Source organism: Sphingobium sp. D43FB (genome assembly GCF_002312805.1).
GTDB lineage: Bacteria > Pseudomonadota > Alphaproteobacteria > Sphingomonadales > Sphingomonadaceae > Sphingobium.
The window spans coordinates 166050-189596 of record NZ_NMUA01000003.1 but is presented as its reverse complement, the minus strand read 5'-3'; the positions used below and the strand labels follow the sequence as shown (position 1 = coordinate 189596).

The following is a 23547-nucleotide window of genomic DNA, read 5'->3' as shown; positions in this document are numbered from 1 at the left end:
AGCCAAGCAGGCGCGCTGATGGAGACGCTGACGACCGTCGAGGGGAAGGCCTATCCGTTCGGGATGAAGAATGTCGACACCGACATCGTCATCCCCTCGCACTGGCTCAAGACCATTTCGCGCACGGGCCTTGGCAAGGGCGCGTTCGAGGTGTTGCGCAAGGAACCGGGCAATGTCTTCGACGATCCGGCCTATGCGGGCAGCCCGATCCTTATCGCGGGCGACAATTTCGGTTGCGGGTCGAGCCGCGAACATGCTGCCTGGGCGCTGGGTGACCTGGGCATCAAGGTGGTGATCGCGCCGAGCTTTTCCGACATCTTCTCCAGCAATGCGTTCAAGAATGGCATATTGACCGTGGTGCTGCCGCAGGCTGCGATCGACCGGCTGATGGAGGTTGCGCGCACCGACGAGATCCATGTCGATCTGGAGCAGCAGACGGTCACGACGCAGTTTCAGGACCGTTTCGCGTTTGAGATCGATCCTTTCCGCAAACATTGCCTGCTGGGTGGTCTGGATGAGATCGGCCTGACGCTGGGCGATGCAGACGGGATTGCTGTCTATGAAAAGAGCGTTGCGCAGGATCGCCCCTGGATGATCCCTGCCGTTGCGTAATCGCGCGCTTCTGCCTATCTGATTTTCGATATCCGCTTTGAACAGGGCTTTTGGGCATGACGACTTTCGACGATCGCGAACGGGCATTCGAAAATATGTTCGCGCATGACCAGGAAATGCAGTTCCGCATCCAGGCACGCCGCAACCGTCTGCTAGGCGAATGGGCCGCTGCGAAGATGGGCCTGACGCCTGAAGAGACCGACGCCTATGCCAAGGCCGTCGTACAGGCCGATTTCGAGGAAGCGGGCGACGAGGATGTGATCCGCAAGCTGGTGGGTGATATGACCTCGGCCGGGATCGAGATTGACGAGCCGGGTGTGCGCGCCGCGCTGGAAGAGCAGGCGGTCGTCGCGCGCCGCATGTTCATCGAAGCGCAGTAAGGCCGCCGCGATGCCGATGGACGCCGACGAAATTGCCGACATGATCCGCGCCGCCATTCCCGACGCGCAGGTCGAGATTACCGACCTGGCGGGGGACGGCGACCATTATGCCGCGCGCGTGGTGGCGGAAAGTTTCCGGGGGATGAGCCGGGTGGCGCAGCAACGCGCCGTCTATGCTTCGCTCGACGGGCGGATGGGGGGCGTACTGCATGCCTTGCAACTGACCACGGCGGTTCCCAACTAAGATCGCATGGATAGTATGCGTCGGGCTATCGCGACGCCAGACAGGAATGGACTTTCGATCATGACCGACGCCGTGCATCAGCGGATCGCCGAACTTGTGGGTGCCCATGACGTGGTGCTTTTCATGAAGGGCACGCCGCTCTTTCCGCAATGTGGCTTTTCGAGCCGCGCCATTGCGATCCTGGAGCATCTGGGCGTGGCCTATGACACGGTCGATGTGCTACAGGATCAGGCCGTACGGCAGGGGATCAAGGCTTTTTCCGATTGGCCGACCATTCCCCAGCTTTATGTGAAGGGCGAATTTGTCGGCGGCAGCGACATCATGATGGAAATGTATGAAGCGGGCGAACTGCACCAGCTGATGACCGATCAGGGCGTCGCCGCCGCGAGTTGATCGCGACGGATACAGCGAAATTGGAGGGGGCGGTCCGGTTCGGGCCGCCTTTTTTTGTGGCTGAGGGGATTGGCCGCCGCTTCTTCGCATTTCTCCATTGACTACGCATGTAATCGATGCGATTACAGATGTAGTTGAACGGGAGGCGCGGGCGCGTGGCGGACATAGGCGACAAGATCAGCGAAGCCGAACTGGTGGTGATGGAGGCTCTGTGGGAACAGTCGCCGCAGACTGCCACCGATGTTGCCGACCGCGTCGCGGCCGCGCGCGACTGGAGCGTTCAGACGGTCAAGACCTTGCTGTCGCGGCTGATGGCCAAGGATATCATTGCCGCCGACCAGGATGGTCGCCGCTTTCTTTATCGGCCGATGGTGGCGCGCGATGATTATGTCGCGGGCGAGTCGGGGCGACTGGTCAATCGCCTGTTCGGCGGTCGCATTTCGCCGCTGGTCGCGCAGTTGGCGAGCCAGGATCAGTTGACGGCGGAGGATATCGCCGAGCTGGAGGATATCCTTAAGGGGCTGAAATCATGAGCGTCTGGATCGTCGAAACGCTGATCGCCACCAGCTTGCTGATGGCGCTGGTGATGCTGCTACGCCGCCCGGTCGCGCGCTGGCTGGGGGCCGGGGCGGCGTACAGCCTCTGGGTCTTGCCGTTGCTGCGCATGGTTTTGCCGGTGCTGCCGCAGGAGGTGGCGGCGCCTTCGCCGCTGCATATCGCGGTCGACCAGTCGGGTCTGCCCGGATTGCTGGCGCTTTCAAATAACCCGCAAGCGGCCTCGGCATCAGGTTTCCCATGGCTGGAAACGGGGATTGCGCTCTGGTTCATCGGGTTGCTGGCGTTTCTGCTGTTCCAGGCGGTGGGCTATATCCGTTTCCGTCGCCATATGCTCGATGGCTCTATTTTGCTGGGGCAGGAGGGGCGTATCCGCACGATCGCCAGCCCGCAGGCATCGGGGCCGCTGGCCTTTGGCGTGTTGCGGCCGATGATCGTCCTGCCGGTCGATTTCGCGCAGCGCTATGAAGATCTGGAGCAGGAAATGGCGGTGGCGCATGAGCGCGCCCATCATGAGCGCGGCGACCTGCTGGCCAATATGATCGCGCTGCTGCTGCTTGGCATTCATTGGTGCAATCCGATCGCCTGGATCGCCTACCGCGCCTATCGCGCCGACCAGGAAACCGCGTGCGATGCGCGCGTCCTCTCTCTCTATGGCCGCGATCAGGCCCATGCTTATGGCCGCGCCATCCTCAAAGCCGCAGGCGGACGGCAATTTGTCGCCGCCTGTCATCTCAATCGCATTGCTACACTCAAGGGGAGGCTTGCCATGCTTTCGCACCATGAAATCTCGCTCCAGCGGATCAGCTGGGGCATGGCGGCTGTCGCCATCGTCACCGCCACCGGCCTCGCGCTCACCGCATCGGGCAGCCGCGCCGCGCAGCAAATGGCGGCGATCAGCGAGACCGTCGAATCCGCTGATCTGGCCCGGCTGGGCGATCTGGTCGCCCGGCCCGCCGCCGCCACCGTGCCGGAGGTGCCAGCCGTTGCAACCGTCCCCGACGTGCCGACCGCTGCGACCATCGCGGCCGAAACCGCGCCGATGACGCCCGTGCCGCCAGAGCCGATCGTGCCTGCCGCCGACATGATCGCGCCGGTGCCGCCCGTGCCCCCCGCGCCGCCGGTGACCTGGCGCGAGGAAAAGGCGCGTATCAGCGCAAGTCGTGCCAACCAGTGGGGGCAGGCGCCCGCTATCCCGACCGAGGCGGACATTGCCCGGATGGTGCCGGTGGTGGATGTCCGCAAGGGTTGCGATGGCGACCGCACGGTCAGCCAGCGCGAGACGGTGGACAGCAATGGTCGCCGCGCCATCCGCATCCGCATCTGCGAGGCGCAGATCGAAGCACAGGCGCTGCGATCGGCGCGCGCGGGGTTGATGAAGGCGCGGGCGAGGGTGGAACGGGCAACGCATATGTCCGATCGTATTCGCGCCGACGTACTGCGCGACCTGGACGAGGAAATCGCGCAGATCGACGGTCAGCGCGACTGATCGCGCGCCGTCAGCGGCTGAGGATGCGGGCCACGGCTACGAAATCCTCGACGCTGACGGTTTCGGCGCGGCGTTGCGGATCGATGCCGACCTCCGCCAGCGCATCGAGCGCGCCGGGTAGCCCTTTGAGGCTCTGGCGCAGCATCTTGCGGCGTTGGCCGAAGGCGGCGGCGGTTAGGCGTTCCAGCATCTTGAGTTGAACACCGTCCGGCGCGGGTTTCGCGGTGATATGCACGACCGCCGACATGACCTTGGGGGGCGGGGTAAAGGCGCTGCGGTGCACCTTCATCGCGATCCGCGCCTCGCTGCGCCACTGCGACAGGATGGCAAGGCGGCCATAATGGTCGGTGCCGGGCTGGGCGACGATGCGTTCGGCCACTTCCATCTGGAACATGAGCGTCAAGCTAGACCACCAGGGCAGCGGCTCCCACGCCGCGGACAACCAGCCGACGAGCAGGGGCGTGCCGACATTATAGGGCAGGTTGGCGATGATATGCGCGCCCTCGCCAGCCTCGGCGCGGGCATCCACTTCCATGGCGTCGCCGGACAGGACACGCAACTGGCCGGGAAAAGCCTCCTCCAGTTCGGCAAGCGCAGGCAGGCAGCGATGGTCGCGCTCGACCGCGACGAGCCGTGCCCCGGCACGCAGGATGGCGCGGGTCAGGCCGCCGGGGCCGGGGCCGACCTCGAAGGCAGGCTGGCCATCCAAGGGGCCGGGAATGGCGGCGATCCGGTCGAGCAATTGTTCGTCGAGCAGGAAATTCTGACCCAGAGCCTTGCTGGCGGCGAGGCCATGGCGCGCGATCACGTCGCGCAGGGGCGGCAATGCCGGACGTGTTTCAACCATAAGCGATGCGGGCGCGGGCGGCGGCTTCGGCCATGCGGATCGCGGCGATCATTGCGCCCGGATTTGCGCTGTCGGTCCCAGCGATACCGAAGGCTGTGCCATGGTCGGGCGAGGTGCGGACGATCGGCAGGCCCAGCGTGATGTTGACGCCATCGTCGAAATTCAGCGTCTTGATCGGGATCAGCGCCTGATCATGATACATGCACAATGCCACGTCGTAAGTTTCGCGCGCGCGGGCGTGGAACATGCCATCGGCCGCCAGGGGGCCGACAATGTCTATACCTTCGGCGCGCAATTGCTCGATGGCAGGCCGGATGATCTCGATCTCTTCACGGCCCAACGCGCCATTTTCCCCGGCATGGGGGTTAAGCCCAGCGACCGCGAGGCGCGGTCGGGCGATACCGAAATTCTTCTGCATCCCCTTCGCCGTGGTGATGGCGCGGGCGCGGATCAGATCGATGGTGAGCGCGGCGGGGACATCGGCCAGCGCGATATGGATGGTGATCGGCACGACCTTGAGCGACGGCCCGGCCAGCATCATCACGGCATTATGGGCGGACACGCCGCAGCGTTCGGCGACGAATTCGGTCTGGCCCGGATGGGTGAAGCCCACGCCATACAGCTGTTCCTTGCCCACCGGCGCCGTGACGATGCCGGCGGCTGAGCCTGAACGGGCTAGGCCAACCGCGACTTCGAGTGCCTGAAACGCAATGCGCGCGCCATCGACGCTGGGCGACCCCGGCACGATCTCGCCCGCCTTGGCGATTTCGAGACAGGGGAGGCCGGTCGCAAAGGCCGCCGTCGCTTCTTCTGGCGCGCTGATCGGGATGATCGGGCCGAGCCAGACGGCGCGCAGGGCAGCGGGGTCGCCCACCGCGAAGAAGGGGGCAAGGCCGCGTGCCTCACGCATGACCCAGCTTTTGGCGACGATCTCCGGCCCTATCCCGGCCGGATCGCCCAGCGGCACCGCAAAGGGTGCTAAAGGGACGGCCTCAATTATATTCGATCACCGCATCGCGACGCAGATCGCGCAGATAGATGCGCGCGCGCCGGTTGACCCGTTCCTCTTCCAGTTGCGCCTGGATCTGTTCGGCATTGGGCGCATTGGCCGATGCTGGATCGTCGCGACCGCAAACGATCAGCACGCGCACACCTTCGGTGATGGAGCCAAAGGGCGGGGTGGCTTCGCCGACCTGGAGGTTGAGCAAAATGTCCTGCAACTGAGGTGGAAGATCGCGGATCTTCACATTGTCATTGTCGACCACGTCGGCCCCGATCCGCGCACCGACTTCGTTCGCCTGGCCGCAGCCTTTGATCTCCTTGATCGCGGCGGCGAAGCTGGCGGCCTTTGTGCTGGCCTGTTCCTTGGTCGTTCCCCTGGGGAAGAGGACCGAAAGCTGCTTCAAGCTAAGCAGCGAATCGCGCGGATCGGCGGTCAGCACCTTGCGCTTGTCCATGACATAGAGCAGCGACACGCCGCCGACGGTTTCGATCGGGCCAGCGATCTGTCCGACCTGCATTTCGGCCGCTGCCTGCGCCAGTTCGGGGGGCAGCTGGGCGGGGCGAACCCAGCCGAGGTCGCCACCGACCGCCGCCGTCGAGGCTTCGGAAAATTGACGGGCATAGGCGGGGAAACTGCCGCCCTGCTGAATCTGCTGAATGATGTTGCGCGCATTGGCAATGATCTGCGCCCGATTTTCCGGCGTTGCCGACAGATAGATTTCGCCGATCCGATATTCGTCGCTGCCCTTGGCCGCGTTCAGCCGGTCGATGACCGATTGCACTTCGTCTTCCGACACGTTGACGAAGGGCTGGACATTGCGACGGAGCAGGCGGCTCCACGCGAGTTCGCCCTCGATCTGGCGCTTGATGCTGGCCGACGAACTGCCCTGCGTGCGCAGATAGGCGTCGAACTGGGTAGGCGACTGGCGGAAATTCGCCGCGACCCGCTCATAGCTTTGCTGGATTTCGGCGGGGTCGACCTTGATGTCGTTGGCGGCGGCTTCCTGGATCTGGAGCGTTTCGTCGATCAGGTTGCGCAGCACCTGCAGGCGCAACCGCTCCTTTTCTTCCGCTTCGACCTTGCCGCCATTGGCGGTGATGATCAACGCGAGGCGCTGGTCGATGTCGGTGCCGGTCAGGATGCGGCCGTTGATGATCGCCGTTGCCTTGCGGACATTGGGGTCGCTCTTGCCAAAGACGGTAACTTCCTTCGGCAGATTGAGTTGCTGGTTCGCGACTTCGCCGCCGTCATCGACGGTCTGTGCGACGACGCCCTGAACCCCCATGCTGAACAGCGCGCTGGAGGCGAGCGCGGTGCGCAGGCCGGAGCGCAGGGAATGGCGGATGCGGTAAGGCAGGGGAACCAGGGGCAGCATCGTCGGCAAAAATCTCCAATACGGTCCTGCGCCAATGCGCGGGGCCGCCTTAACCAGTCCTGACGGGACGCGGGAAGGCTGATCCTTATATGCCAATATTGCGGAAAGCTAGCCGTAGCTGGAAGCCATTGCCCTTTCGCGCGTCGCCATTGGCCACATAATCGCGGCGCCAGGTGAGGCCAAGCGTCAGGCAATCATCTTCATAAGCGACGCCCAGCCGGTGGCGTACCGGCTCATAGCCGTCCGCCGCGCTCAACGGATCTTCCTTGGCATCGGTCAGGTCGATGACGGTCGATCCGAACACCGACCAGAAGCGCGCAAACTGCACCCGGCCGCCCAGCCGCACTTCCTCGCGGTCCTGCAAATCCTCCAGCGTGTCGTCGGCATCGCGGTTGAGGCGCAGATAGCCGACCATGAAATAAGTGCTTTTGCTGCCGACCGTCGCATCGACTTCGTTGCGGCGGACCGCCAGATTGTCCTTGTCCGCGCGGAAGCGGTGGGTGAGGCTGATGAAATCCTTGTAGCGTGCGGTCACGCGGCCGACGATGTCGGATGTGCGACCCGACAGGCCGGTGCCGTCGGGCAGGATATTTTCCCGGCTGTCCAGGCGATAGCTTTGCCCGGCGATGCTCTGGAGCGAGAAGTCGGGGAGATCCAGGCCATATTCCAGGCCATAGGTGATGCGCGTCGAATCCTCGAACCGGTCATAGCCGGCGAAGCGATTGAGCGCGAAGAGGTTGCTGTCTTCCAGGTCGACGGCGCGGGCGTCTTCATTGGGCAGCGACAGATTGGCGAGACGTGGCGCAGCGACGATCTGGATGCGCGGCGCGATGCGTTGAACCCCGCCAAAGGCTTCGCCCACGAAGGGCCAGCGCATATCGACGGCGGCCGCCGCAATACCGCGACCCTGCCAGCCCGGACTGCCCGCATAGGTGTCGACGGTGGTCAGATCATTGTCGCTGCTATGATAGACGTCGCCGCGCAGATAGCCGGTGAAGGTCACTTCCTGGCCAAGGCCGGTCAAGGTGCGCAGATTCCATTCCGCTGCGGCGAAGGCGCGCTGCGTATCCTGCCCATGGGTGCGCGTGATGGCCAATGTGTTCGCCTGCAACTGCAGCACACCGCCCAGCAGCGGGTCTTTCAGCCGCAGCCGATAGTCGATCAGCGGCAGGGCGATCGGGGTCTGGCCTTGCGAATCGCCTGCGCGCAACGTTTGCACGGCCCAGCCGCGAATCGAGAAATAGCTGTTGTCGCCGATCCGTTGTGCGCCAAGGGTCGAACGGAGCCGATCGTCGCGGCTGATGTCGTAGCGGCGCAGGAAGGTGCGGTCGGACGCGAAGCGGATCGATCCGTCCAGGCTCCATTCCGGCGTCAGCTGCATCGCTCCGGTGGCGTCGATATAGCCACGAATATCTTTTTGCGCGTCGACCGGGGTGGTGCCGATCGGGCTATCGCCGGTCGCCACACGGCTGCCATAGGTGAGGAAGCCGGTGGCTTGATAGGCGCCGCGATCATAGAGATGGCGGTAGTTCGCCTCCAGCATCGGCAGCGCATTGGTATAGATATGCGGCGTCAGCGTCAGGTCGCGGTTGGGCGCGAGCTTGAAGAAATAGGGCAGCGCGACTTCGAAGCCGTTATTGCGGTCATAGCGCAGATTGGGCATCAAAAGACCACTGCCGCCCGCTTCGCCGACCGGATGGGAGAGGCCTGGCAGCGGGATGAGCGGCAGGCCGAACAATTCGATATTGGCGTTAGTATAGCTGACCCGTTCGCGCCTCGGATCGTAGATGACCTTGACCGCATTGATCTGCCAGGTGGGTTCCTTGGGGCAGCCCTTGCTGTCTTCCACTGCGCAGCCGGTATAGGCGGCGCGGTTGAGCGTATAGACGCCGTTGACGCGCGTGCCCGTCGCCGATGCCAGCCGCCCGCCCGACTGGAGCACCAGCAGCATATTGTCGACCATGCCGTCCTTGAGCGTGTCGGTTACGTCGAACCGGTCGCCATAGGCGATATTGCCCTCCGCATCGGTGAGCGAGACATTGCCCAGCGCTTCGACCTTGCCGGTATCGCGGTCCCACACCACCTTGTCGGCGCGCAGGCGGTTGCCTTCGCGCAGCAACTGGACGTTGCCGCTGGCGGTGACGACTTCCTGATTGCTGTCATATTCCAGCGCGTCGGCGGCGAATCCGATCTGGTCGTCATTGGTGGGCACGGGCGCATCGGGTGCGCTGATGGGCGTTGGCGGCTCGTTGAGTTGCTGGGCCAAAGCCTGCGGGGCCAGCGCCAGCAGGGGCAAAGCGCTGCCCAGCAACAAAGCGGAACGAAAGGGGAAAAGGGGCGTGACCAACAAAAAGAGCCTCAAAACGGGGGCGCATATCGTCTCGCCTATCGCATTGCTTCGCCCGCGCCGCAATCATGCGACCATGGTCTTTTGCGGTAAATCGGTCGAACGGCTTTGCCAGACACGGTTCGCCGCACTATCTGACGAACATCAGCGGGCCAGACGCCCCCAAAGCCGTCCCCATAGCAAGAAAAGGTCCATCCATGGATATCGCCTTCAGCCCGACCCGTCCCGACACCGACAGCCTGGCCTTTGCCGTAGCCAAGGGCGCGCTGGCCAGCCTGCCGCTCGCCGCATCCGCGACGCTGGTGGCAGGCGCCGCCGCCGCGCGCTTTACGGGTGAAGCCGGGTCGAGCTTCGAGAGTTTCGTGGAAGAAGGCGGCAAAATAGTGCGCGTCGTGCTGGTGGGCACCGGCAGCGGCAGCGACGCCGACATGGAGCGGGCGGGTGGCGCGCTGACGGCCAAGCTGCTGAGTAGCGGCGCGACTCATGTTGCGGTGGAGTTCGTCGGCGACGTGACGGGCGAAGGCGCGGCGCGCCTCGGCTTCGGCGCCCTGCTGCGTAGCTGGCGGATCGATACCTATCGCACCAAATTGGCCGAAAAGGCCAAGCCCACGCTGGAGACGGTGACGATCGTGTCGAGCGATGCAGGCGCGGCCTGGGATCGTTGGGCAGCGGTGGCGGCGGGCGTCGCCTTCACCCGTGAACTGGTGTCCGAACCCGCCAACATCCTTTACCCCGAAAGCTTCGTGGAGCGCTGCCGCCACCTGGCGGACCTCGGCATCAAGATCAGCGTGCTCGACCGCGCGGCGATGGAAGAATTGGGCATGGGGTCGCTGCTCGGCGTGGCGCAGGGGTCGGTGCGCGAAGCGCGACTGCTGGCGATGGAATGGGACGGCACTGGCGGCACTTCGGACAAGCCGGTCGTGTTCGTCGGCAAGGGCGTGACCTTCGACACCGGCGGCATCTCGATCAAGCCGGCGGCCGGCATGGAGGACATGAAGTGGGACATGGGCGGCGCTGGCGCGGTCGCTGGCGCAATGAAGGCGCTGGCCGGGCGCAAGGCCAAGGCGCATGTCGTGGGCATTTGCGGCCTGGTCGAGAATATGCCCGACGGCAATGCGCAGCGGCCGGGCGACATCGTCACCTCCATGTCGGGGCAGACGATCGAAGTGCTCAACACCGACGCCGAAGGGCGGCTGGTGCTGTGCGATGCGCTGACCTGGGCTCAGAAGACCTATGCGCCGGAGGTCGTCATCGATCTGGCTACCCTGACCGGCGCGATCCTGGTGTCGCTGGGCGACCAATATGCGGGCCTCTTCTCGAACGACGATGGCCTGTCCGACGACCTGATTGCGGCGGGCAAAGCGAGCGGCGACGAATTGTGGCGCTTCCCGCTGTCCGACGCTTATAACAAGCTGATCGACAGCCCGATCGCCGACATGAAGAATATCGGCGGGCGCTATGCCGGGTCGATCACCGCCGCGCAGTTCCTGAAGCGCTTCATCGACGATGGCGTCAAATGGGCGCATCTCGACATTGCCGGCATGGTATGGTCCGACAAGCCCGGCGCAACATGGGACAAGGGCGCGACCGGCTATGGCGTGCGCCTGATCGACCAGCTGGTGGCGGACAAGTTCGAGAGATAACACCCAACGCCGTTCGCCCTGAGCTTGTCGAAGGGCTGTTCTTTTGAGGTAAGTGGGGGGCTTCGACAGGCTCAGCCCGAACGGAAGAGGGTTGGAGATGCAGGTCGATTTCTACCAGCTAAGCCGCGATCCGGTCGAACAGGTGTTGCCCGCCATCGCGGCGCGCATCCTGGGGCTGGGCGCGCGGCTGCTGGTGGTGGCGGATACGGCCGATCGGCGCGAGCGCATATCGCAAGGCCTGTGGGCCGGGCCGCCTGAGAGCTTCCTGGCGCATGGACAGGTGGGCGAGGGGCGTGAGGCGATACAGCCGATCCTGCTCGCCCCGACCTGCGACGCCACCAATGGTGCGCGGCATGTCGCGCTGGCCGATGGTGTATGGCGCGACGAAGCGCTGGGATTCGAGCGCGCCTTTTATTTTTTCGATGCCGATACGATCGATGGCGCGCGCGCGAGTTGGCGGACGCTGTCGAAGCGCGAGGGCGTCGAGCCGCGCTTCTGGCGGCAGGAGGGCCGCAAATGGGTGCAGGGGCCATAGCGTCGCCGCAGGCTTCAAGCCTCTTGCAGCGCAGCACGGCCCCGTCTAAAGGCGCGGCCAGCATTTCCACCCATTCGGAGTATCGAGGGCCATGGCCGTCACGCGCACCTTTTCCATCATCAAGCCCGATGCGACCCGTCGCAACCTGACCGGCGCCGTCACCAAGATGCTGGAGGAAGCCGGCCTGCGCGTCGTCGCTTCCAAGCGCATCCGCATGAGCCGCGAACAGGCAGAAGGCTTTTATGGCGTCCACAAGGAACGCCCCTTCTTCGCCGACCTCGTCGCCTTCATGATTTCCGGCCCGGTCGTCGTCCAGGTGCTGGAAGGCGAAAATGCCGTGCAGCGCAACCGCGACATCATGGGCGCGACCACCCCCGCCAATGCAGACGCTGGCACGATCCGCAAGGAACTGGCCGAATCGATCGAAGCCAATTCGGTCCATGGCTCGGACAGCGAAGAAAATGCCGCGACCGAAATCGCCTATTTCTTTAAGCCGGAAGAAATCGTCGGTTAAAGCCCCGATTCTTTCGAGCGAAGAACGCCCGGTCCTTCCATGAAGGGCCGGGCTTTTTCGTGGGAGCGGGTCAGTTGCGCGCGGTGACGACGGCCGCCCAGCGCGCATCGACGGTCGCGGCGGGGGACTTGCCGGTTTCCCGCGTGACCAGCGACAGGCCGCGCAGCGCTACGTCATGGCCCGACAGCCAGCGGCCCGAAATGCCATAGCCGATATCATAGATGGCGCGATCTTCGCGCGCTTCGCCATTCACCACGAAGCGGGTGGTGATGAACACGGGTAGCTTTTCGTCGCCCACACTATTGTCGGGCAGCTTGGCCTTGTCCCGTGCCCGCTTGAGCGCATTATCGAACCAGCGGGCCTCGATCCGCGCTTCGCCCGTGGTCGATACGGGCGCAATATCCAGCGCGGTGGGGAAGACAAAGGTCTGGCTTTGCACGATCTGATCGGCAGCGGCCGGGGTCAGTATCAGCCGATCGTCGCCATCCGCGCGGGCATTGAGCACCAGCTTGGCGGCGCGGACTGAGGCCTGACGGCTTGCGATCGCCTTGTCCGCGCGCTCATCCTGCTTGTCCGACCAGTTGAGATAGAGGGTCAACCCGGAAATGCTGACCGCCAGCAGCGCCAGCATTTCGCCGAGCGTGATCCAGCGACGGCGAATCGCAGCGGCTTCAGCGGCGCGTTGTTCGGTGGGGGTGTCGGGCGTTTCCGTCATTGCCTCACGCCACCTGCGGCGGCACCTCGAACTTGTCGATTACCCAGTCTTCCGCCTGCGCCCCGCCAATCCATTCCTGCATCCAGGGATGCGCGATGATCGCCTGCATATAGGCCTGGGCAAAGCGGGCGACCGGCAATTGGTAGGTGATGAAGCGGGTGACGACCGGCGCGAACATCACGTCGACCGCGCTGAACGCGCTGAACAGAAATTCGCCCTCGCCACCATGGCGCGCACGGGCCTGCGCCCAGAGCTGCATCATGCGGAAAATATCCTGCGCCACCGCTTCGGAGGGTGGCACGGCGTCGTAGATGCGGCGGATGTTCATGCTATGCTCGCGACGCAAAGCGGCGAAGCTGCTATGCATTTCGGCCGCCATAGAGCGGGCCATGGCGCGCGCGGCAGGGTCGGTCGGCCAGAACAGGTCGCCGCTGGTCTTTTCATTGAGATATTCGATGATGGCGAGGCTGTCCCACACAACGATATCGTCGCCATCCCATAAGATCGGCACCTTGCCGGAGGAGGGCGCGAACTCGTCGCCCTCGCGCCGCTTCTCCCACGCCTCGTCATAGAGGGGGACCACGACTTCCTCAAAGGGTAGGCCCGACAGCTTGCACGCCAGCCAGCCACGCAGCGACCAGCTCGAATAGGCCTTGTTACCGATAAACAGCTTCATCATGCGCCCCTCTTAGCCGGGAGCGGCGCGGCAAGTCGAGCAGGAAGAAGGAGTTGGAGGCCCGAGCCGGAATCGAACCGGCGTGCAAGGATTTGCAGTCCTCTGCGTAACCACTCCGCCATCGGGCCTCAGTCAAGTGGGTGGCCGCAAATGTGCGGCTTTGGCGGCAAAGTCAAGCGGTAGGGCAGCAGCTTACCCCAAGAATCTCGCACGCCGCCATGCAAAGCTGCTTGGCGCGGGGCGCGTGCTGATTTAGAGGTCCGTTGATCCCCTTACTGTATTGCATTGCCAATACAGTTGTGCCAAGCCCACTGGACCAAGCGAGAAACTATCGTGACCGAGCAGAAACATTCTTCGATGCGGGCCGCCATGGTCGAAAGCCAGTTGCGCACCAGCGACGTCAACGACCCGCGCGTGATCGCGGCGATGGCGAAGGTGCCGCGCGAGGATTATGTGCCCGCGCATCGCCGCGCCATGACCTATATCGACCGCGCCATTCCGCTGGATGGCGGGCGGGCGATCAACCCGCCGCTGGCCACCGGCCGCCTGCTGACCGAGGCGCAGGTCGCGCCGGGTGACAAGGTGCTGCTGATCGGGGCGGCGACCGGCTATTGCGCCGCGCTGCTGGCCGAAATGGGCGCGCAGGTGGTTGCTGTCGAGGAAGAGGGCGGGCCTGAGAGCGTTGGCGCTGCGGTTACGCGCGGGCCGCTGAGCGCCGGGGCGGCCGATGGCGCACCCTATGACCTTCTGGTCATAGATGGCGCGGTAGAGGAAGTGCCCGCGACGCTCGTTCAGCAGCTTGTCGATGGTGGACGGGTGGTGACCGGCCTGGTCGAGCGCGGCGTGACGCGCCTGTGCAGCGGTCGCGTCGTGGGCGGCGTGCTGGGTCTGTCCAGCATCGCTGACCTCGAAATGGTGGTGCTGCCGGGTTTTGCCACGCCGAAACAGTTTGTTTTTTGAGACAGGGATCATGACAGCAAAGCGACCATCATTTGGGCGGGTCACCGCTACAGCCTTGCTGTTATTGTCCACCAGCCTGTCGGGACAGGCCATGGCCGAAACCCTGCAGGGTGCGCTGGCCAAGGCCTATGCCTCTAATCCCACGCTGACCGGCGCGCGCGCCGGGCAGCGGGCGACGGACGAGAATGTGCCGCTTCAGAAGGCAAGCGGACGTCCCACCGCCCAATCGCAGCTACAATTTCAGGAACTGGTTGTGCGTCCGTCCAACAGCTTCCTGGCACCGCATCGCTCCGCCAGCGCAAGCGTCAGTATCGATGTGCCTATTTATCAGGGCGGAGCGGTTCGCAATGGTGTGAAGGCCGCTAAAACCCGTGTGGAAGCGGGGCAGGCGAATTTGCGCGGAACCGAAGCCAGCATTTTTTCGCAGGTGGTGGGTGCCTATATGGACGTGATCCGCGACAGTGCGATCGTGTCTCTGAACCGTGCCAATGTGCAGGTATTGGAAGTCAATCTGCAAGCGACCAATGATCGGTTCGAAGTCGGCGACCTGACCCGCACCGACGTTGCCCAGTCGCAATCCCGGTTGGCGCTGGCGCGCTCGGATTTGCAGATTGCGGAATCCAATCTGATCACCAGCCGCGAAAATTACATCGCGTTGGTGGGTGATGCCCCTGATGCGCTGGAAGCGCCACCGGCCTTGCCGGGCTTGCCTGCATCGCCGGATACGGCGGTGCAGATCGCGCTGGCGGACAATCCCGACATTCTGGCCGCGCAGAAGGCGCGGGAGGCTGCACGCTATGACGTAAAGGTTGCCAAGGCAGCCACGCTGCCGACGCTGAGCGGTTTTACCCAGGGCAGCTATACCGATTATCTGGACCCCGATATTCGAGAGAATAAGCAGGCCGCCGTTGGCGCGACGCTGAACCTACCCCTCTATCAGGGCGGGCGTCCCGCCGCGCAAGTGCGTCAGCGCCAGGCGCAGGAATCGCAGGCAATCGAACAGACGATCGAAATTGAGCGCAGCGTCATCGCCCAGACGCGTGCCGCCTATGCAAGTTGGCAGGCGTCCTTGCAGACGATCCAATCCAACCAGACGGCGGTCGATGCGTCGAGCTTGTCTCTGGAAGGCGTGCGCGCCGAAAATTCGGTGGGTAGCCGGACCATTCTGGATATTCTGGATGCCGAGCAGGAAGCACTTAATGCGCGTGTTCAGCTCGTAACCGCTCGGCGCAACGCTTATGTTGCCGGGTTCAGCTTGCTGGCGGCTATGGGCCATGCCGAAGCTGATGATCTGGGGCTGGCAAGTGGCGCGCTATACGATCCCATCGTTCCTTATGAGGCGGTGCGGGGTAAATGGTTCGACTGGGATTATGGGCCGACGCCGGTGCCTGTAGCGACGCGCACCGTTGACACGGTGCCCCAAAACGCCAATGTGAGTCCTGAAATGGCACGACAGCCCTGATCGATAGCGGTCGAGGGTCGGCGAACGAGGGGGCGTGATGGGCGATATGAGTAAGGAGCCGTCGATGGAGGAGATACTCTCGTCCATCAAGCGGATCATCGCCGAAGAAGGCGAAGAGGCGGCCTTGGCCGCGCCGCGCCGTGTTCGCGCCGAAGCTGCCAAGCCTGCTGCTCCTCCACCGGTAGAACAGGCGTTGGATGAAGGCGCCCTAGGCGAGCAAATGGGCGACGAAATATTGGAACTGACCGAGGAGATCGGTGTGGAGGAAGTTTTGCCTGCGCCCAAAGCCGCTTCGTCCAAGCCCGCTGCTGCCCCACAGAAACCGACAGCCGCGCCCGTCGCAGGGCCTGCGGCCACAGGAGCGATCCTGTCGGTCGAAAGCGAAGTCGCCGCGCGCCATTCGCTCTCCGCTTTGTCGTCGATGCTGGTCGCGCCGCAGGATGGTGGGGACAATACGCTCGACGGGCTGGTGCGCTCGCTGCTTAAGCCCATGCTCAAGGAATGGCTGGACGCCCGGTTGCCGGCCTTGGTCGAAGAGATGGTGGCCAAGGAGATTGCGCGGATTACCGCGCGCTGATCCTGTCCTAGCGCAAAGCGCTGACGCAATTCCTTTTATCATGCTATATCCCACCTGGTTCTGATGGCTGGGGGGATGGCAGCATGATGGTCCTGATCGCAGCGACGGCCTTTGTCGGTACGCATTTCATATTGTCTCATCCCTTGCGTGCGCCACTGGTGGCGCGCCTTGGGGAGAAGGGCTTTCTTGGCGTCTATTCGCTGGTTGCGGCGGTTACGTTGATCTGGATGATCGTCGCCTATCGCGCTGCGCCGGTCACGCCGTTGCTGTGGCCGGTCGGCGATGGATTGTGGGTGATCGCGACCCTCATCATGCTTGTCGCCTCGATCCTGCTGCTGGGGTCATTGGTTGGCAATCCAGCCATGCCCAACCCGGACGGGATCATGGTCCCGGCGGAGGCGAAGGGCGTGTTCGCCATCACCCGTCATCCGATGATGTGGGCTTTCGCGATGTGGGGACTGGCGCATATCTTGGTTTATCCCGTGGCAGCGAATATCATCGTATCGGCGGCGATCATCCTCCTGGCGCTGGTCGGCGCCGCCTTGCAGGACCGCAAGAAGAAAGTGCTGACCCCTGCGGCCTGGCAGCATTGGGAATCGCGGACAAGCTATTGGCCCTTCGCCGCGATCCTGGCCGGGCGCGCGCGGTTCGGGCAGTTCGGGATGCATGCGCTGGCGGGCGGGCTGGTCGTCTGGTTGGCGGCGACCTGGGCGCATATGCCGCTCGCGGGCTGGCCTGCGGGCATATGGCGCTGGTTGGGCTGATCTTTTCGGCTGGAACGGGGCGGCAAGGCGCATTAAGGCCCGTGCCATGACCGAACTGCCCAAAACATTCGACCCCGCCGCAATCGAAACCCGCTGGTACGCCCATTGGGAAGAAAAAGGCCTGTTCCGCCCCGAACGGCCGGACGCGCAGCCCTATACGATCGTCAATCCGCCGCCGAACGTCACCGGCAGCCTGCATATCGGCCACGCGCTCGACAATACGTTGCAGGACATCATGATCCGCTACGAGCGGCTGCGCGGCAAGGATGCTTTGTGGGTGGTCGGCACCGACCATGCGGGCATCGCGACGCAGATGGTGGTCGAGCGGCAGATGAACGCCAAGGGCGAAAAGCGCACCGACTATAGCCGCGATGAATTCATCGCCAAGGTTTGGGAGTGGAAGCAGGAAAGCGGCGGCACCATCACGGGCCAGCTGCGGCGGCTGGGCTGTTCGATGGACTGGAGCCGCGAACAATTCACCATGGACCCGCATTTCAGCAAGGCCGTGGTCAAGGTGTTTGTCGAACTGCACCAGCGCGGCCTGCTTTATCGCGACAAGCGACTGGTGAACTGGGACCCGCATTTCCGGTCGGCCATTTCCGACCTGGAGGTGGAGACGAAGGAGACGCAGGGCGGCTTCTGGCGCTTCCGCTATCCGCTGGCCGATGGCGTTCGCCTGGCTGACGGGGCGGACCATATCGTCGTCGCGACTACGAGGCCCGAAACGATGCTGGCGGACATGGCGGTCGCGGTCCATCCCGATGATCCGCGCTATCAGAGCGTGATCGGCAAGGAGATACTCCAGCCGATTACCGGGCGGCGGTTGCGGATCGTCGGCGACGATTATGCCGATCCTGAACTGGGGTCCGGCGCGGTCAAGATCACGCCGGGGCATGATTTCAACGATTTCGAGGTCGGCAAGCGGGCGGGAATCGCGGCGGGCCAGATGCTCAACATGTTCGATGCGGATGCGAAGGTGGTGCAGACCGCCGACGGACTGGTGCCGGAGGCGTTTCTGGGGCTGGATCGGTTTGAGGCACGCACGGCGGTTGTCGAGGCGCTGAAACCGGATTTCCTGGTGCCGCATGTCACCAAGAATAAGGAAGGCGAGGAAGTCGTCGCCGACTTCGAGCCGCGCGTGATCCAGACGCCGTTCGGGGATCGCTCCGGCGTGGTGATCGAACCCTGGCTGACCGACCAATGGTATGTCGACGCCGCCAAACTGGCCGTCGCGCCGATGCAGGCGGTGCGCGACGGGCGGATCGAGATCGTCCCCAAGACGTGGGAAAAGACGTTTTTCAACTGGATGGAGAATATCCAGCCCTGGTGCGTGAGTCGCCAGCTTTGGTGGGGGCATCGGATTCCGGCTTGGTTTGGGCCAGCGAAGGATGGCAATAAGTTGTCATCCAATATTAGTGATACAAGTCAGAATAAGGCATTCGTGGCTGAGTCTGTCGAGGATTTGATCCCGCAGCTAAATGATTATTACGGTGGGGAATGTGAGCCTGTCGAGTTGTATAGCTGGAAAGATTGGCGGTCATTCACGCTTTCGTTGCTTGATGAGGATTTCCGCAAGCAGCATGGCCATAAAATTCCGTTAGTCCGCGATCCCGACGTCCTCGACACCTGGTTCTCCTCGGCGCTGTGGCCGTTCGGGACGCTGGGCTGGCCGAACGACAATCCTCCCCGGCACGGGGAGGTGGCAGCGCGTAGCGCTGACGGAGGGGGCGCGCTTATGGACGCAACTTTGCCCCAGGACGCCAGCCCCCTCCACCAGCCTTCGGCTGGTCCCCCTCCCCGTGCCGGGGAGGATTTGGTATCCCGGCACTACCCCAACGACCTGCTGATTTCCGGCTTCGACATCCTGTTCTTCTGGGACGCGCGGATGGCGATGCAGGGGATGGAGTTCATGGGTGACGTGCCATGGCGCAAACTCTATCTCCACGGCCTTGTCCGGGCGGCGGACGGGCAGAAAATGTCCAAGTCCAAGGGCAATGTGGTCGATCCGCTGGGCCTGATCGACAAGTTCGGGGCCGACGCGCTGCGCTTCTTCCTGGCGGCGATGGAGAGCCAGGGCCGCGACGTGAAGATGGATGAGAAGCGGGTCGAGGGCTATCGCAACTTCGCGACCAAGCTGTGGAACGCCGCACGCTTCCTGCAGTCGAACGGCGTGACGGCCTCGACCAGCCATGAGGCTCCCGCCGCACAACTGCCGGTCAACCGCTGGATCATCGCCGAGACGGTCGCGACCGTGCAGGCGATCGACAGCGCGCTTGCCGACCTGCGTTTCGATGCGGCGGCCAACGCCATCTATCATTTCGTCTGGGACCAGTTTTGCGACTGGTATATCGAACTGACCAAAGGCGGGATGGACGACGAGACGCGCGCAGTTGCGGGCTGGGCATTCGACCAGATATTGGTGATGCTGCACCCCTTCATGCCCTTCATCACCGAAGAGTTATGGCACCTGACCGGTACGCGCGCGAACGAACTGATCGTTGCGCAATGGCCGCAGGCGCTGGCGGCGGTGGATACGGACGCACAGGCGGAGATCGACTGGTTGATCCGGCTGGTGAGCGCCATCCGTACCGCGCGGACCGAACTCAACGTGCCGCCGGGCGCGAAGCTGCCGGTGGTGGTGAGCGACGGGTCGGAGGAGACGCATCGTCGCCTCGATCGGCAGGGTGCGGCGCTGGCGCGGCTGGGTCGCATCGCGAGCCTGACCTTTGGCGAAGCGCCGACTGGCGGCGCGGCGCAGATCGTTGTTGATGAAGCGACCTTCATCCTGCCGCTGGAAGGCGTGATAGACATCGCGGCGGAAAAGGCCCGGCTCGCCAAGGCGCTGGCCGCGGCGCAGAAGGAGCGCGATGCGCTGGGCGGGCGTCTGTCCAACCCCAGTTTCGTCGAAAAAGCCAAGCCCGAAGCCGTCGCCAAGGCACGCGAGGACCATGGCGAAAAGAGTGCCGAGGCGGAGAGATTGCAGGCGGCGCTCGACCGGCTGGGGTAGGTGGGTCTCTGCGAGTTTTGAGATACAGGCGATCATATTCGATAGCGGCGTGTTGAAAAGCCTAATCCTCCCCTGACAGGGGAGGTGGCAGGCGAAGCCTGACGGAGGGGTGTCGCCCTATCGATAGGGTGACACCCCTCCACCGCCTTCGGCGGTTCTCCTCTCCTTACAGGGGAGGAATTTGGGGTCGGGCCTGCAATAAATATGTTTGTCATGTAGTTGGGGGCGGGGGAATGAGCATGGCGGCAGGCAAGACGGGCGCAAAAGACCTGACGCAAGGGCCGATCGCGTCCACGCTGATGTTGTTCGCCATGCCCACATTGGCGTCGAACATCCTCCAGTCGCTCAATGGATCGATCAACGCCATCTGGGTCGGGCGTTTTCTGGGGCCGGAGGCGCTGGCGGCGACGGCCAATGCCAATATCATCATGTTCCTCATGTTCTCGGTCGTCTTTGGCTTCGGCATGGCGTCCACGGTGATGATCGGCCAAGCCATGGGCCGGCGCGACTTAGACGCGGCGCGTCGCGCCTTTGGGTCGGCTGTGGGCTTCTGCATGGGCCTGGCGCTTGTCGTATCGACCCTCGGCTGGGTGGGTGCGCCCGCGCTGCTGCGGCTGCTTTCGACCCCGGTCGAAGCCTATGCCATGGCGCTCGTCTATCTGCGCGTCATCTTCATCGCCATGCCCGCAACCCTCTTGTCCGTCATGATCATGATGGGCCTACGCGGCGTGGGCGATGCGCGCACGCCGCTCATCTTCATGATCGTCAGCGTGGCGGTGGACCTGATATTGAACCCCGTGCTGATCCTGGGGTTGGGGCCGTTCCCGGCCATGGGGATTGCGGGGTCGGCGACAGCGACCGCTGTGGCGGGTTTCGTTAGTCTGATCGGGATCATCGCCTATACCTATGCCAAGGATCTGCCGCTGCGGTTGCGCGGGGTGGAACTCGCCTATCTACGCCCGGTGGCCGAACAGATGGGCGTGCTGCTGGGCAAGGGGCTGCCTATGGGTCTTCAGATGATCGTTATGTCGGCGTCGGGGCTGGTGATGATCGGCCTCGTCAATCGGGAGGGGCTGCTGGTGACGGCGGCCTATGGCGCGTCGCAGCAGCTATGGACCTATCTGCAGATGCCGGCGATGGCGATGGGCGGCGCGGTCAGCGCCATGGCGGCGCAGAATATCGGCGCGGGGCGGTGGGACCGGATCAGCCGCATTACCGGCTATGGCATCGGCTATCAGTTGCTGATCACCGGCACCATGGTCGCGGTGATGCTGACCTTCCACGAAGCGTTGCTGGGGCTGTTCCTGGGCGACAATGACGCCGTGATCGCCGAAGCATGGCACATGCAATTGCGGGTAAGCTGGAGCTTTATCGCCTTTGGCTGCACCATGATCCTGTTCGGCGTGATGCGCGCCAATGGCGTGGTGATAAAGCCGCTGATCATCCTGATCTTCACCCTGTTCGCGGTGCGGATCGGCTTCTATTATCTCGCTTACCCCCGGATCGGTGCCGATGCGCTGTGGTTCAGTTTTCCGGCTGGGTCGTTCGTCTCGCTGCTGCTCGCCTATCTGGTCTATGCCCAGGGCGGCTGGCGCAAGGCCAAGCTGCTGGTGCCGGTGCATGAAGAAGAATGCCGCGAGAGCGTGAACAGCGACGCCGAACCCGCTGGACGGATCGCGCCGACCGGATAATTACCGCCCCTGGTTGCGCCAGCGGGTGATGGTGCGGTCGAGGATGGCTTGCTCATCGCCCGACTGCCGCCACAATTGGGTGAAGCTGGGGTCGCCGGAGGCTGGGCGGCGATGTTCTTCCAGATTGTCGAGCGCGACGCGGATCGGCACGGCGACGCCTTCGCCGCAGATGATCGCTTCGCGGTTGCGCAGCGCGGGGATCGAATCGAGGAAACCGCGCGCGCCTTCGGGCATGGCGGCCTTGACGAAGGCCTGATCCCGGTCGTTGTTCAGGCGCATCGCGATGATCGTACCGCATTGCGACAGCACGCCTTCGGCCAGATCCGACGGGCGCTGGGTGATGAGGCCCAGCGAAACGCCATATTTGCGGCCTTCCTTGGCGATCCGCTCCAATATTTTGCGCACCGCCTGACCGTTACCGCTGGTCGAATTGGGGATGTAGCGATGCGCTTCTTCGCACACGAGCAGGATCGGTCGCTGCGGCTCGTCGCGCGCCCAGATTGCATAGTCGAACACAAGGCGCGACAGCACCGACACCACGGTCGAGGTGATGTCCGATGGCATGGCGGACACGTCGATGATCGAAATCGGCTTGCCGTCCGAAGGCAGGCGAAAAATCTTCGCGATGAAGTCCTGCATCGTGTCGGCGACCAGCATCCCTGAAAACATGAAGCTGTAGCGCGGGTCGGCCTTGATCTCGTCGATCTTGGTCTTGATCCGCATATAGGGCAGCGACCCGGTGCCCTTGTCGAGCTTGCCCATCTCATTCTGGAGAATGTTGGTCAGGTCAGAGAGCAGATAGGGGATCGGCGAATCGACGGTCAGGCGACCAATCTGTTCGGCAAGCCTGTTCTTCATGCGCGCCGCGAGCAGGCATTTGGCGAGAATGTCGCAATCGACCGTGCGTTCGGAGCCGGAGGAGGTGACGAACACCTCGCAATGTTCCTCGAAATTCATCAGCCAATAGGGCAGCGCCAGATTGCTGATGTCGAATACCGCGCCATTGGTGGCGAAGGCCGCGTCATATTCGCCATGGGGGTCGATCATCACGATATGCCCCTGCGGCGACAGGTCGCAGATGCGGTGCAGGATCAGAGCGGCGCTGGTCGATTTGCCGGTGCCGGTGGAGCCAAGCAGCGCGAAATGCTTGCCGAGCATCTGATCGACATAGAGCGCAGCGCGCGTGTCGGTCGTGGGATAGACGGTGCCGATCTGGACATGCGGCCGGTCATCGGCGGCGTAGATCTGCTGCATATCCTTGCTCGACACCGGGAAAATCTCGGTGCCGGGTGTTGGATAGCGGGTGACGCCGCGCCGGAAGTGAAAGATGCGACCGGTCAGTTTCTCCTCATCGCCTTCGCCCAGAAAGTCGATGTCCGCGACGATGCTCTGGCTCGCCTGGTCCAGCACCATCGCGCGGACGCTGGCAACCAGCCAGACCGTGCCGACGCGCATCTTGACCTGGCTGCCGACCTGGCCCGCCATCGCGGTGCAAGGGTCCATGTCCTGCCCCAATAGGGCGAGACGCTGCGGATCGATCAGGATCTTGGAACTGGACCCGGCGATCTGGAACACCATGCCCATCGATTGGGCCATGGCCAGGGACGCGGGCGTCGCTGTCGGCGTGAAGTGATGCGCACCCGGCATATGGGTCATGAGCCTTTGTCGTCCCTTGGCCCGGAAAGACTTCCGGCAAACACATGACGTCTAGGCGGCGAAGGTAAAGATTAGCTTATGCATGGGTCGATCATCGCTTGA

The 23547-nt window shown here is 63.6% G+C and carries 22 protein-coding genes and 1 tRNA gene; 15 read left to right on the top strand and 8 right to left on the bottom strand.

The window, feature by feature from the left end; genetic code table 11:
• Positions 1 to 18: 18 nt before the first annotated feature.
• The 6 genes from leuD to SxD43FB_RS04445 all read left to right on the top strand — a co-directional run bounded on the left by leuD (position 19) and on the right by SxD43FB_RS04445 (position 3673).
• Positions 19 to 612 carry a 3-isopropylmalate dehydratase small subunit gene (leuD, locus tag SxD43FB_RS04470; RefSeq protein ID WP_096061146.1) on the top strand — a complete coding sequence of 198 codons (594 nt, stop codon included), beginning with the start codon at positions 19 to 21 and terminating at the stop codon, positions 610 to 612.
• 56 nt (positions 613 to 668) lie between these two features.
• Positions 669 to 992, top strand: a complete 324-nt coding sequence (locus SxD43FB_RS04465) for a DUF1476 domain-containing protein (protein WP_037475734.1) — start codon at positions 669 to 671, stop codon at positions 990 to 992.
• Positions 993 to 1002: 10 nt separating this feature from the next.
• Positions 1003 to 1236 carry a BolA family transcriptional regulator gene (locus SxD43FB_RS04460; protein ID WP_096061145.1) on the top strand — a complete coding sequence of 78 codons (234 nt, stop codon included), beginning with the start codon at positions 1003 to 1005 and terminating at the stop codon, positions 1234 to 1236.
• A 60-nt stretch (positions 1237 to 1296) separates the two neighbouring features.
• The gene (gene grxD / locus SxD43FB_RS04455; RefSeq protein ID WP_069066020.1) at positions 1297 to 1629 is read left to right on the top strand and encodes a Grx4 family monothiol glutaredoxin; all 333 of its coding nucleotides are present in this window, start codon (positions 1297 to 1299) and stop codon (positions 1627 to 1629) included.
• 164 nt (positions 1630 to 1793) lie between these two features.
• A complete protein-coding gene (locus SxD43FB_RS04450) occupies positions 1794 to 2162 on the top strand; it encodes a BlaI/MecI/CopY family transcriptional regulator (RefSeq protein WP_069066995.1) in 369 nt (122 codons plus the stop codon).
• Positions 2159 to 3673 (top strand): M56 family metallopeptidase, encoded by a 1515-nt coding sequence (locus SxD43FB_RS04445; protein WP_096061144.1) that lies wholly within the window; start codon positions 2159 to 2161, stop codon positions 3671 to 3673. Before SxD43FB_RS04450 ends, SxD43FB_RS04445 begins: the two co-directional genes overlap by 4 nt.
• 10 nt (positions 3674 to 3683) lie before the next feature.
• Here SxD43FB_RS04445 and rsmA read toward each other — a convergent pair whose 3' ends face one another.
• The 4 genes from rsmA to lptD form a co-directional block, all read right to left on the bottom strand.
• The gene (gene rsmA / locus SxD43FB_RS04440) at positions 3684 to 4520 is read right to left on the bottom strand and encodes a 16S rRNA (adenine(1518)-N(6)/adenine(1519)-N(6))-dimethyltransferase RsmA (RefSeq protein ID WP_096061143.1); all 837 of its coding nucleotides are present in this window, start codon (positions 4518 to 4520) and stop codon (positions 3684 to 3686) included.
• Positions 4513 to 5520 (bottom strand): 4-hydroxythreonine-4-phosphate dehydrogenase PdxA, encoded by a 1008-nt coding sequence (gene pdxA, locus SxD43FB_RS04435; RefSeq protein ID WP_255245599.1) that lies wholly within the window; start codon positions 5518 to 5520, stop codon positions 4513 to 4515. Before pdxA ends, rsmA begins: the two co-directional genes overlap by 8 nt.
• Entirely contained in the window at positions 5513 to 6898 is a 1386-nt protein-coding gene (locus tag SxD43FB_RS04430) for a peptidylprolyl isomerase (RefSeq protein WP_096061141.1), read from the bottom strand. Before SxD43FB_RS04430 ends, pdxA begins: the two co-directional genes overlap by 8 nt.
• An 85-nt stretch (positions 6899 to 6983) precedes the next feature.
• Positions 6984 to 9248, bottom strand: coding sequence for an LPS assembly protein LptD (lptD, locus tag SxD43FB_RS04425; protein ID WP_096061140.1), 2265 nt, complete (start codon positions 9246 to 9248; stop codon positions 6984 to 6986).
• A 194-nt stretch (positions 9249 to 9442) separates the two neighbouring features.
• On the opposite strand from lptD, the gene SxD43FB_RS04420 reads away from it, so the two are divergent.
• From SxD43FB_RS04420 to ndk, 3 genes are all read left to right on the top strand, one after another.
• Positions 9443 to 10888, top strand: coding sequence for a leucyl aminopeptidase (locus SxD43FB_RS04420; protein WP_096061139.1), 1446 nt, complete (start codon positions 9443 to 9445; stop codon positions 10886 to 10888).
• A 97-nt stretch (positions 10889 to 10985) separates the two neighbouring features.
• Positions 10986 to 11423: a DNA polymerase III subunit chi gene (locus tag SxD43FB_RS04415; protein WP_096061138.1), complete on the top strand. Its 438-nt coding sequence runs from the start codon at positions 10986 to 10988 to the stop codon at positions 11421 to 11423.
• Positions 11424 to 11514: 91 nt separating this feature from the next.
• A complete protein-coding gene (gene ndk / locus SxD43FB_RS04410) occupies positions 11515 to 11937 on the top strand; it encodes a nucleoside-diphosphate kinase (RefSeq protein WP_096061137.1) in 423 nt (140 codons plus the stop codon).
• Between the two features lie 70 nt (positions 11938 to 12007).
• Here ndk and SxD43FB_RS04405 read toward each other — a convergent pair whose 3' ends face one another.
• From SxD43FB_RS04405 to SxD43FB_RS04395, 3 genes are all read right to left on the bottom strand, one after another.
• Positions 12008 to 12652 (bottom strand): hypothetical protein, encoded by a 645-nt coding sequence (locus tag SxD43FB_RS04405; RefSeq protein WP_096061136.1) that lies wholly within the window; start codon positions 12650 to 12652, stop codon positions 12008 to 12010.
• Between the two features lie 4 nt (positions 12653 to 12656).
• The gene (locus SxD43FB_RS04400; RefSeq protein WP_096061135.1) at positions 12657 to 13331 is read right to left on the bottom strand and encodes a glutathione S-transferase family protein; all 675 of its coding nucleotides are present in this window, start codon (positions 13329 to 13331) and stop codon (positions 12657 to 12659) included.
• Positions 13332 to 13382: 51 nt separating this feature from the next.
• A tRNA-Cys gene (locus SxD43FB_RS04395) sits at positions 13383 to 13456 on the bottom strand.
• 205 nt (positions 13457 to 13661) lie between these two features.
• Between SxD43FB_RS04395 and SxD43FB_RS04390 the strand changes: the two genes are divergently transcribed.
• The 6 genes from SxD43FB_RS04390 to SxD43FB_RS04365 all read left to right on the top strand — a co-directional run bounded on the left by SxD43FB_RS04390 (position 13662) and on the right by SxD43FB_RS04365 (position 21789).
• Positions 13662 to 14288, top strand: a complete 627-nt coding sequence (locus SxD43FB_RS04390; protein WP_096061134.1) for a protein-L-isoaspartate O-methyltransferase — start codon at positions 13662 to 13664, stop codon at positions 14286 to 14288.
• A 91-nt stretch (positions 14289 to 14379) separates the two neighbouring features.
• The gene (locus SxD43FB_RS04385) at positions 14380 to 15750 is read left to right on the top strand and encodes a TolC family outer membrane protein (RefSeq protein ID WP_096061216.1); all 1371 of its coding nucleotides are present in this window, start codon (positions 14380 to 14382) and stop codon (positions 15748 to 15750) included.
• 37 nt (positions 15751 to 15787) lie between these two features.
• Entirely contained in the window at positions 15788 to 16327 is a 540-nt protein-coding gene (locus SxD43FB_RS04380; RefSeq protein WP_096061133.1) for a DUF2497 domain-containing protein, read from the top strand.
• A gap of 86 nt (positions 16328 to 16413) precedes the next feature.
• Complete coding sequence (locus SxD43FB_RS04375; protein WP_176482672.1) at positions 16414 to 17091, top strand: NnrU family protein; 678 nt, start codon at positions 16414 to 16416, stop codon at positions 17089 to 17091.
• A 46-nt stretch (positions 17092 to 17137) separates the two neighbouring features.
• A complete protein-coding gene (locus SxD43FB_RS04370; protein ID WP_096061131.1) occupies positions 17138 to 20098 on the top strand; it encodes a valine--tRNA ligase in 2961 nt (986 codons plus the stop codon).
• Between the two features lie 239 nt (positions 20099 to 20337).
• Positions 20338 to 21789 carry an MATE family efflux transporter gene (locus tag SxD43FB_RS04365; protein WP_096061215.1) on the top strand — a complete coding sequence of 484 codons (1452 nt, stop codon included), beginning with the start codon at positions 20338 to 20340 and terminating at the stop codon, positions 21787 to 21789.
• Here the strand turns inward: SxD43FB_RS04365 and SxD43FB_RS04360 are convergent, their stop codons facing one another.
• A complete protein-coding gene (locus SxD43FB_RS04360; RefSeq protein WP_096061130.1) occupies positions 21790 to 23445 on the bottom strand; it encodes an ATP-binding protein in 1656 nt (551 codons plus the stop codon).
• Positions 23446 to 23547: the final 102 nt, after the last annotated feature.

What these genes read in the sequence shown, in the direction of transcription:
- leuD (WP_096061146.1), top strand. Translation starts at nt 19, where the DNA reads ATGGAGACGCTGACGACCGTCGAGGGGAAGGCCTATCCGTTCGGGATG.
- SxD43FB_RS04465 (WP_037475734.1), top strand. Translation starts at nt 669, where the DNA reads ATGACGACTTTCGACGATCGCGAACGGGCATTCGAAAATATGTTCGCG.
- SxD43FB_RS04460 (WP_096061145.1), top strand. Translation starts at nt 1,003, where the DNA reads ATGCCGATGGACGCCGACGAAATTGCCGACATGATCCGCGCCGCCATT.
- grxD (WP_069066020.1), top strand. Translation starts at nt 1,297, where the DNA reads ATGACCGACGCCGTGCATCAGCGGATCGCCGAACTTGTGGGTGCCCAT.
- SxD43FB_RS04445 (WP_096061144.1), top strand. Translation starts at nt 2,159, where the DNA reads ATGAGCGTCTGGATCGTCGAAACGCTGATCGCCACCAGCTTGCTGATG.
- rsmA (WP_096061143.1), bottom strand. Translation starts at nt 4,520, where the DNA reads ATGGTTGAAACACGTCCGGCATTGCCGCCCCTGCGCGACGTGATCGCG.
- SxD43FB_RS04430 (WP_096061141.1), bottom strand. Translation starts at nt 6,898, where the DNA reads ATGCTGCCCCTGGTTCCCCTGCCTTACCGCATCCGCCATTCCCTGCGC.
- SxD43FB_RS04420 (WP_096061139.1), top strand. Translation starts at nt 9,443, where the DNA reads ATGGATATCGCCTTCAGCCCGACCCGTCCCGACACCGACAGCCTGGCC.
- SxD43FB_RS04415 (WP_096061138.1), top strand. Translation starts at nt 10,986, where the DNA reads ATGCAGGTCGATTTCTACCAGCTAAGCCGCGATCCGGTCGAACAGGTG.
- ndk (WP_096061137.1), top strand. Translation starts at nt 11,515, where the DNA reads ATGGCCGTCACGCGCACCTTTTCCATCATCAAGCCCGATGCGACCCGT.
- SxD43FB_RS04405 (WP_096061136.1), bottom strand. Translation starts at nt 12,652, where the DNA reads ATGACGGAAACGCCCGACACCCCCACCGAACAACGCGCCGCTGAAGCC.
- SxD43FB_RS04400 (WP_096061135.1), bottom strand. Translation starts at nt 13,331, where the DNA reads ATGATGAAGCTGTTTATCGGTAACAAGGCCTATTCGAGCTGGTCGCTG.
- SxD43FB_RS04385 (WP_096061216.1), top strand. Translation starts at nt 14,380, where the DNA reads ATGGCCGAAACCCTGCAGGGTGCGCTGGCCAAGGCCTATGCCTCTAAT.
- SxD43FB_RS04380 (WP_096061133.1), top strand. Translation starts at nt 15,788, where the DNA reads ATGGGCGATATGAGTAAGGAGCCGTCGATGGAGGAGATACTCTCGTCC.
- SxD43FB_RS04375 (WP_176482672.1), top strand. Translation starts at nt 16,414, where the DNA reads ATGGTCCTGATCGCAGCGACGGCCTTTGTCGGTACGCATTTCATATTG.
- SxD43FB_RS04370 (WP_096061131.1), top strand. Translation starts at nt 17,138, where the DNA reads ATGACCGAACTGCCCAAAACATTCGACCCCGCCGCAATCGAAACCCGC.
- SxD43FB_RS04365 (WP_096061215.1), top strand. Translation starts at nt 20,338, where the DNA reads ATGGCGGCAGGCAAGACGGGCGCAAAAGACCTGACGCAAGGGCCGATC.
- SxD43FB_RS04360 (WP_096061130.1), bottom strand. Translation starts at nt 23,445, where the DNA reads ATGACCCATATGCCGGGTGCGCATCACTTCACGCCGACAGCGACGCCC.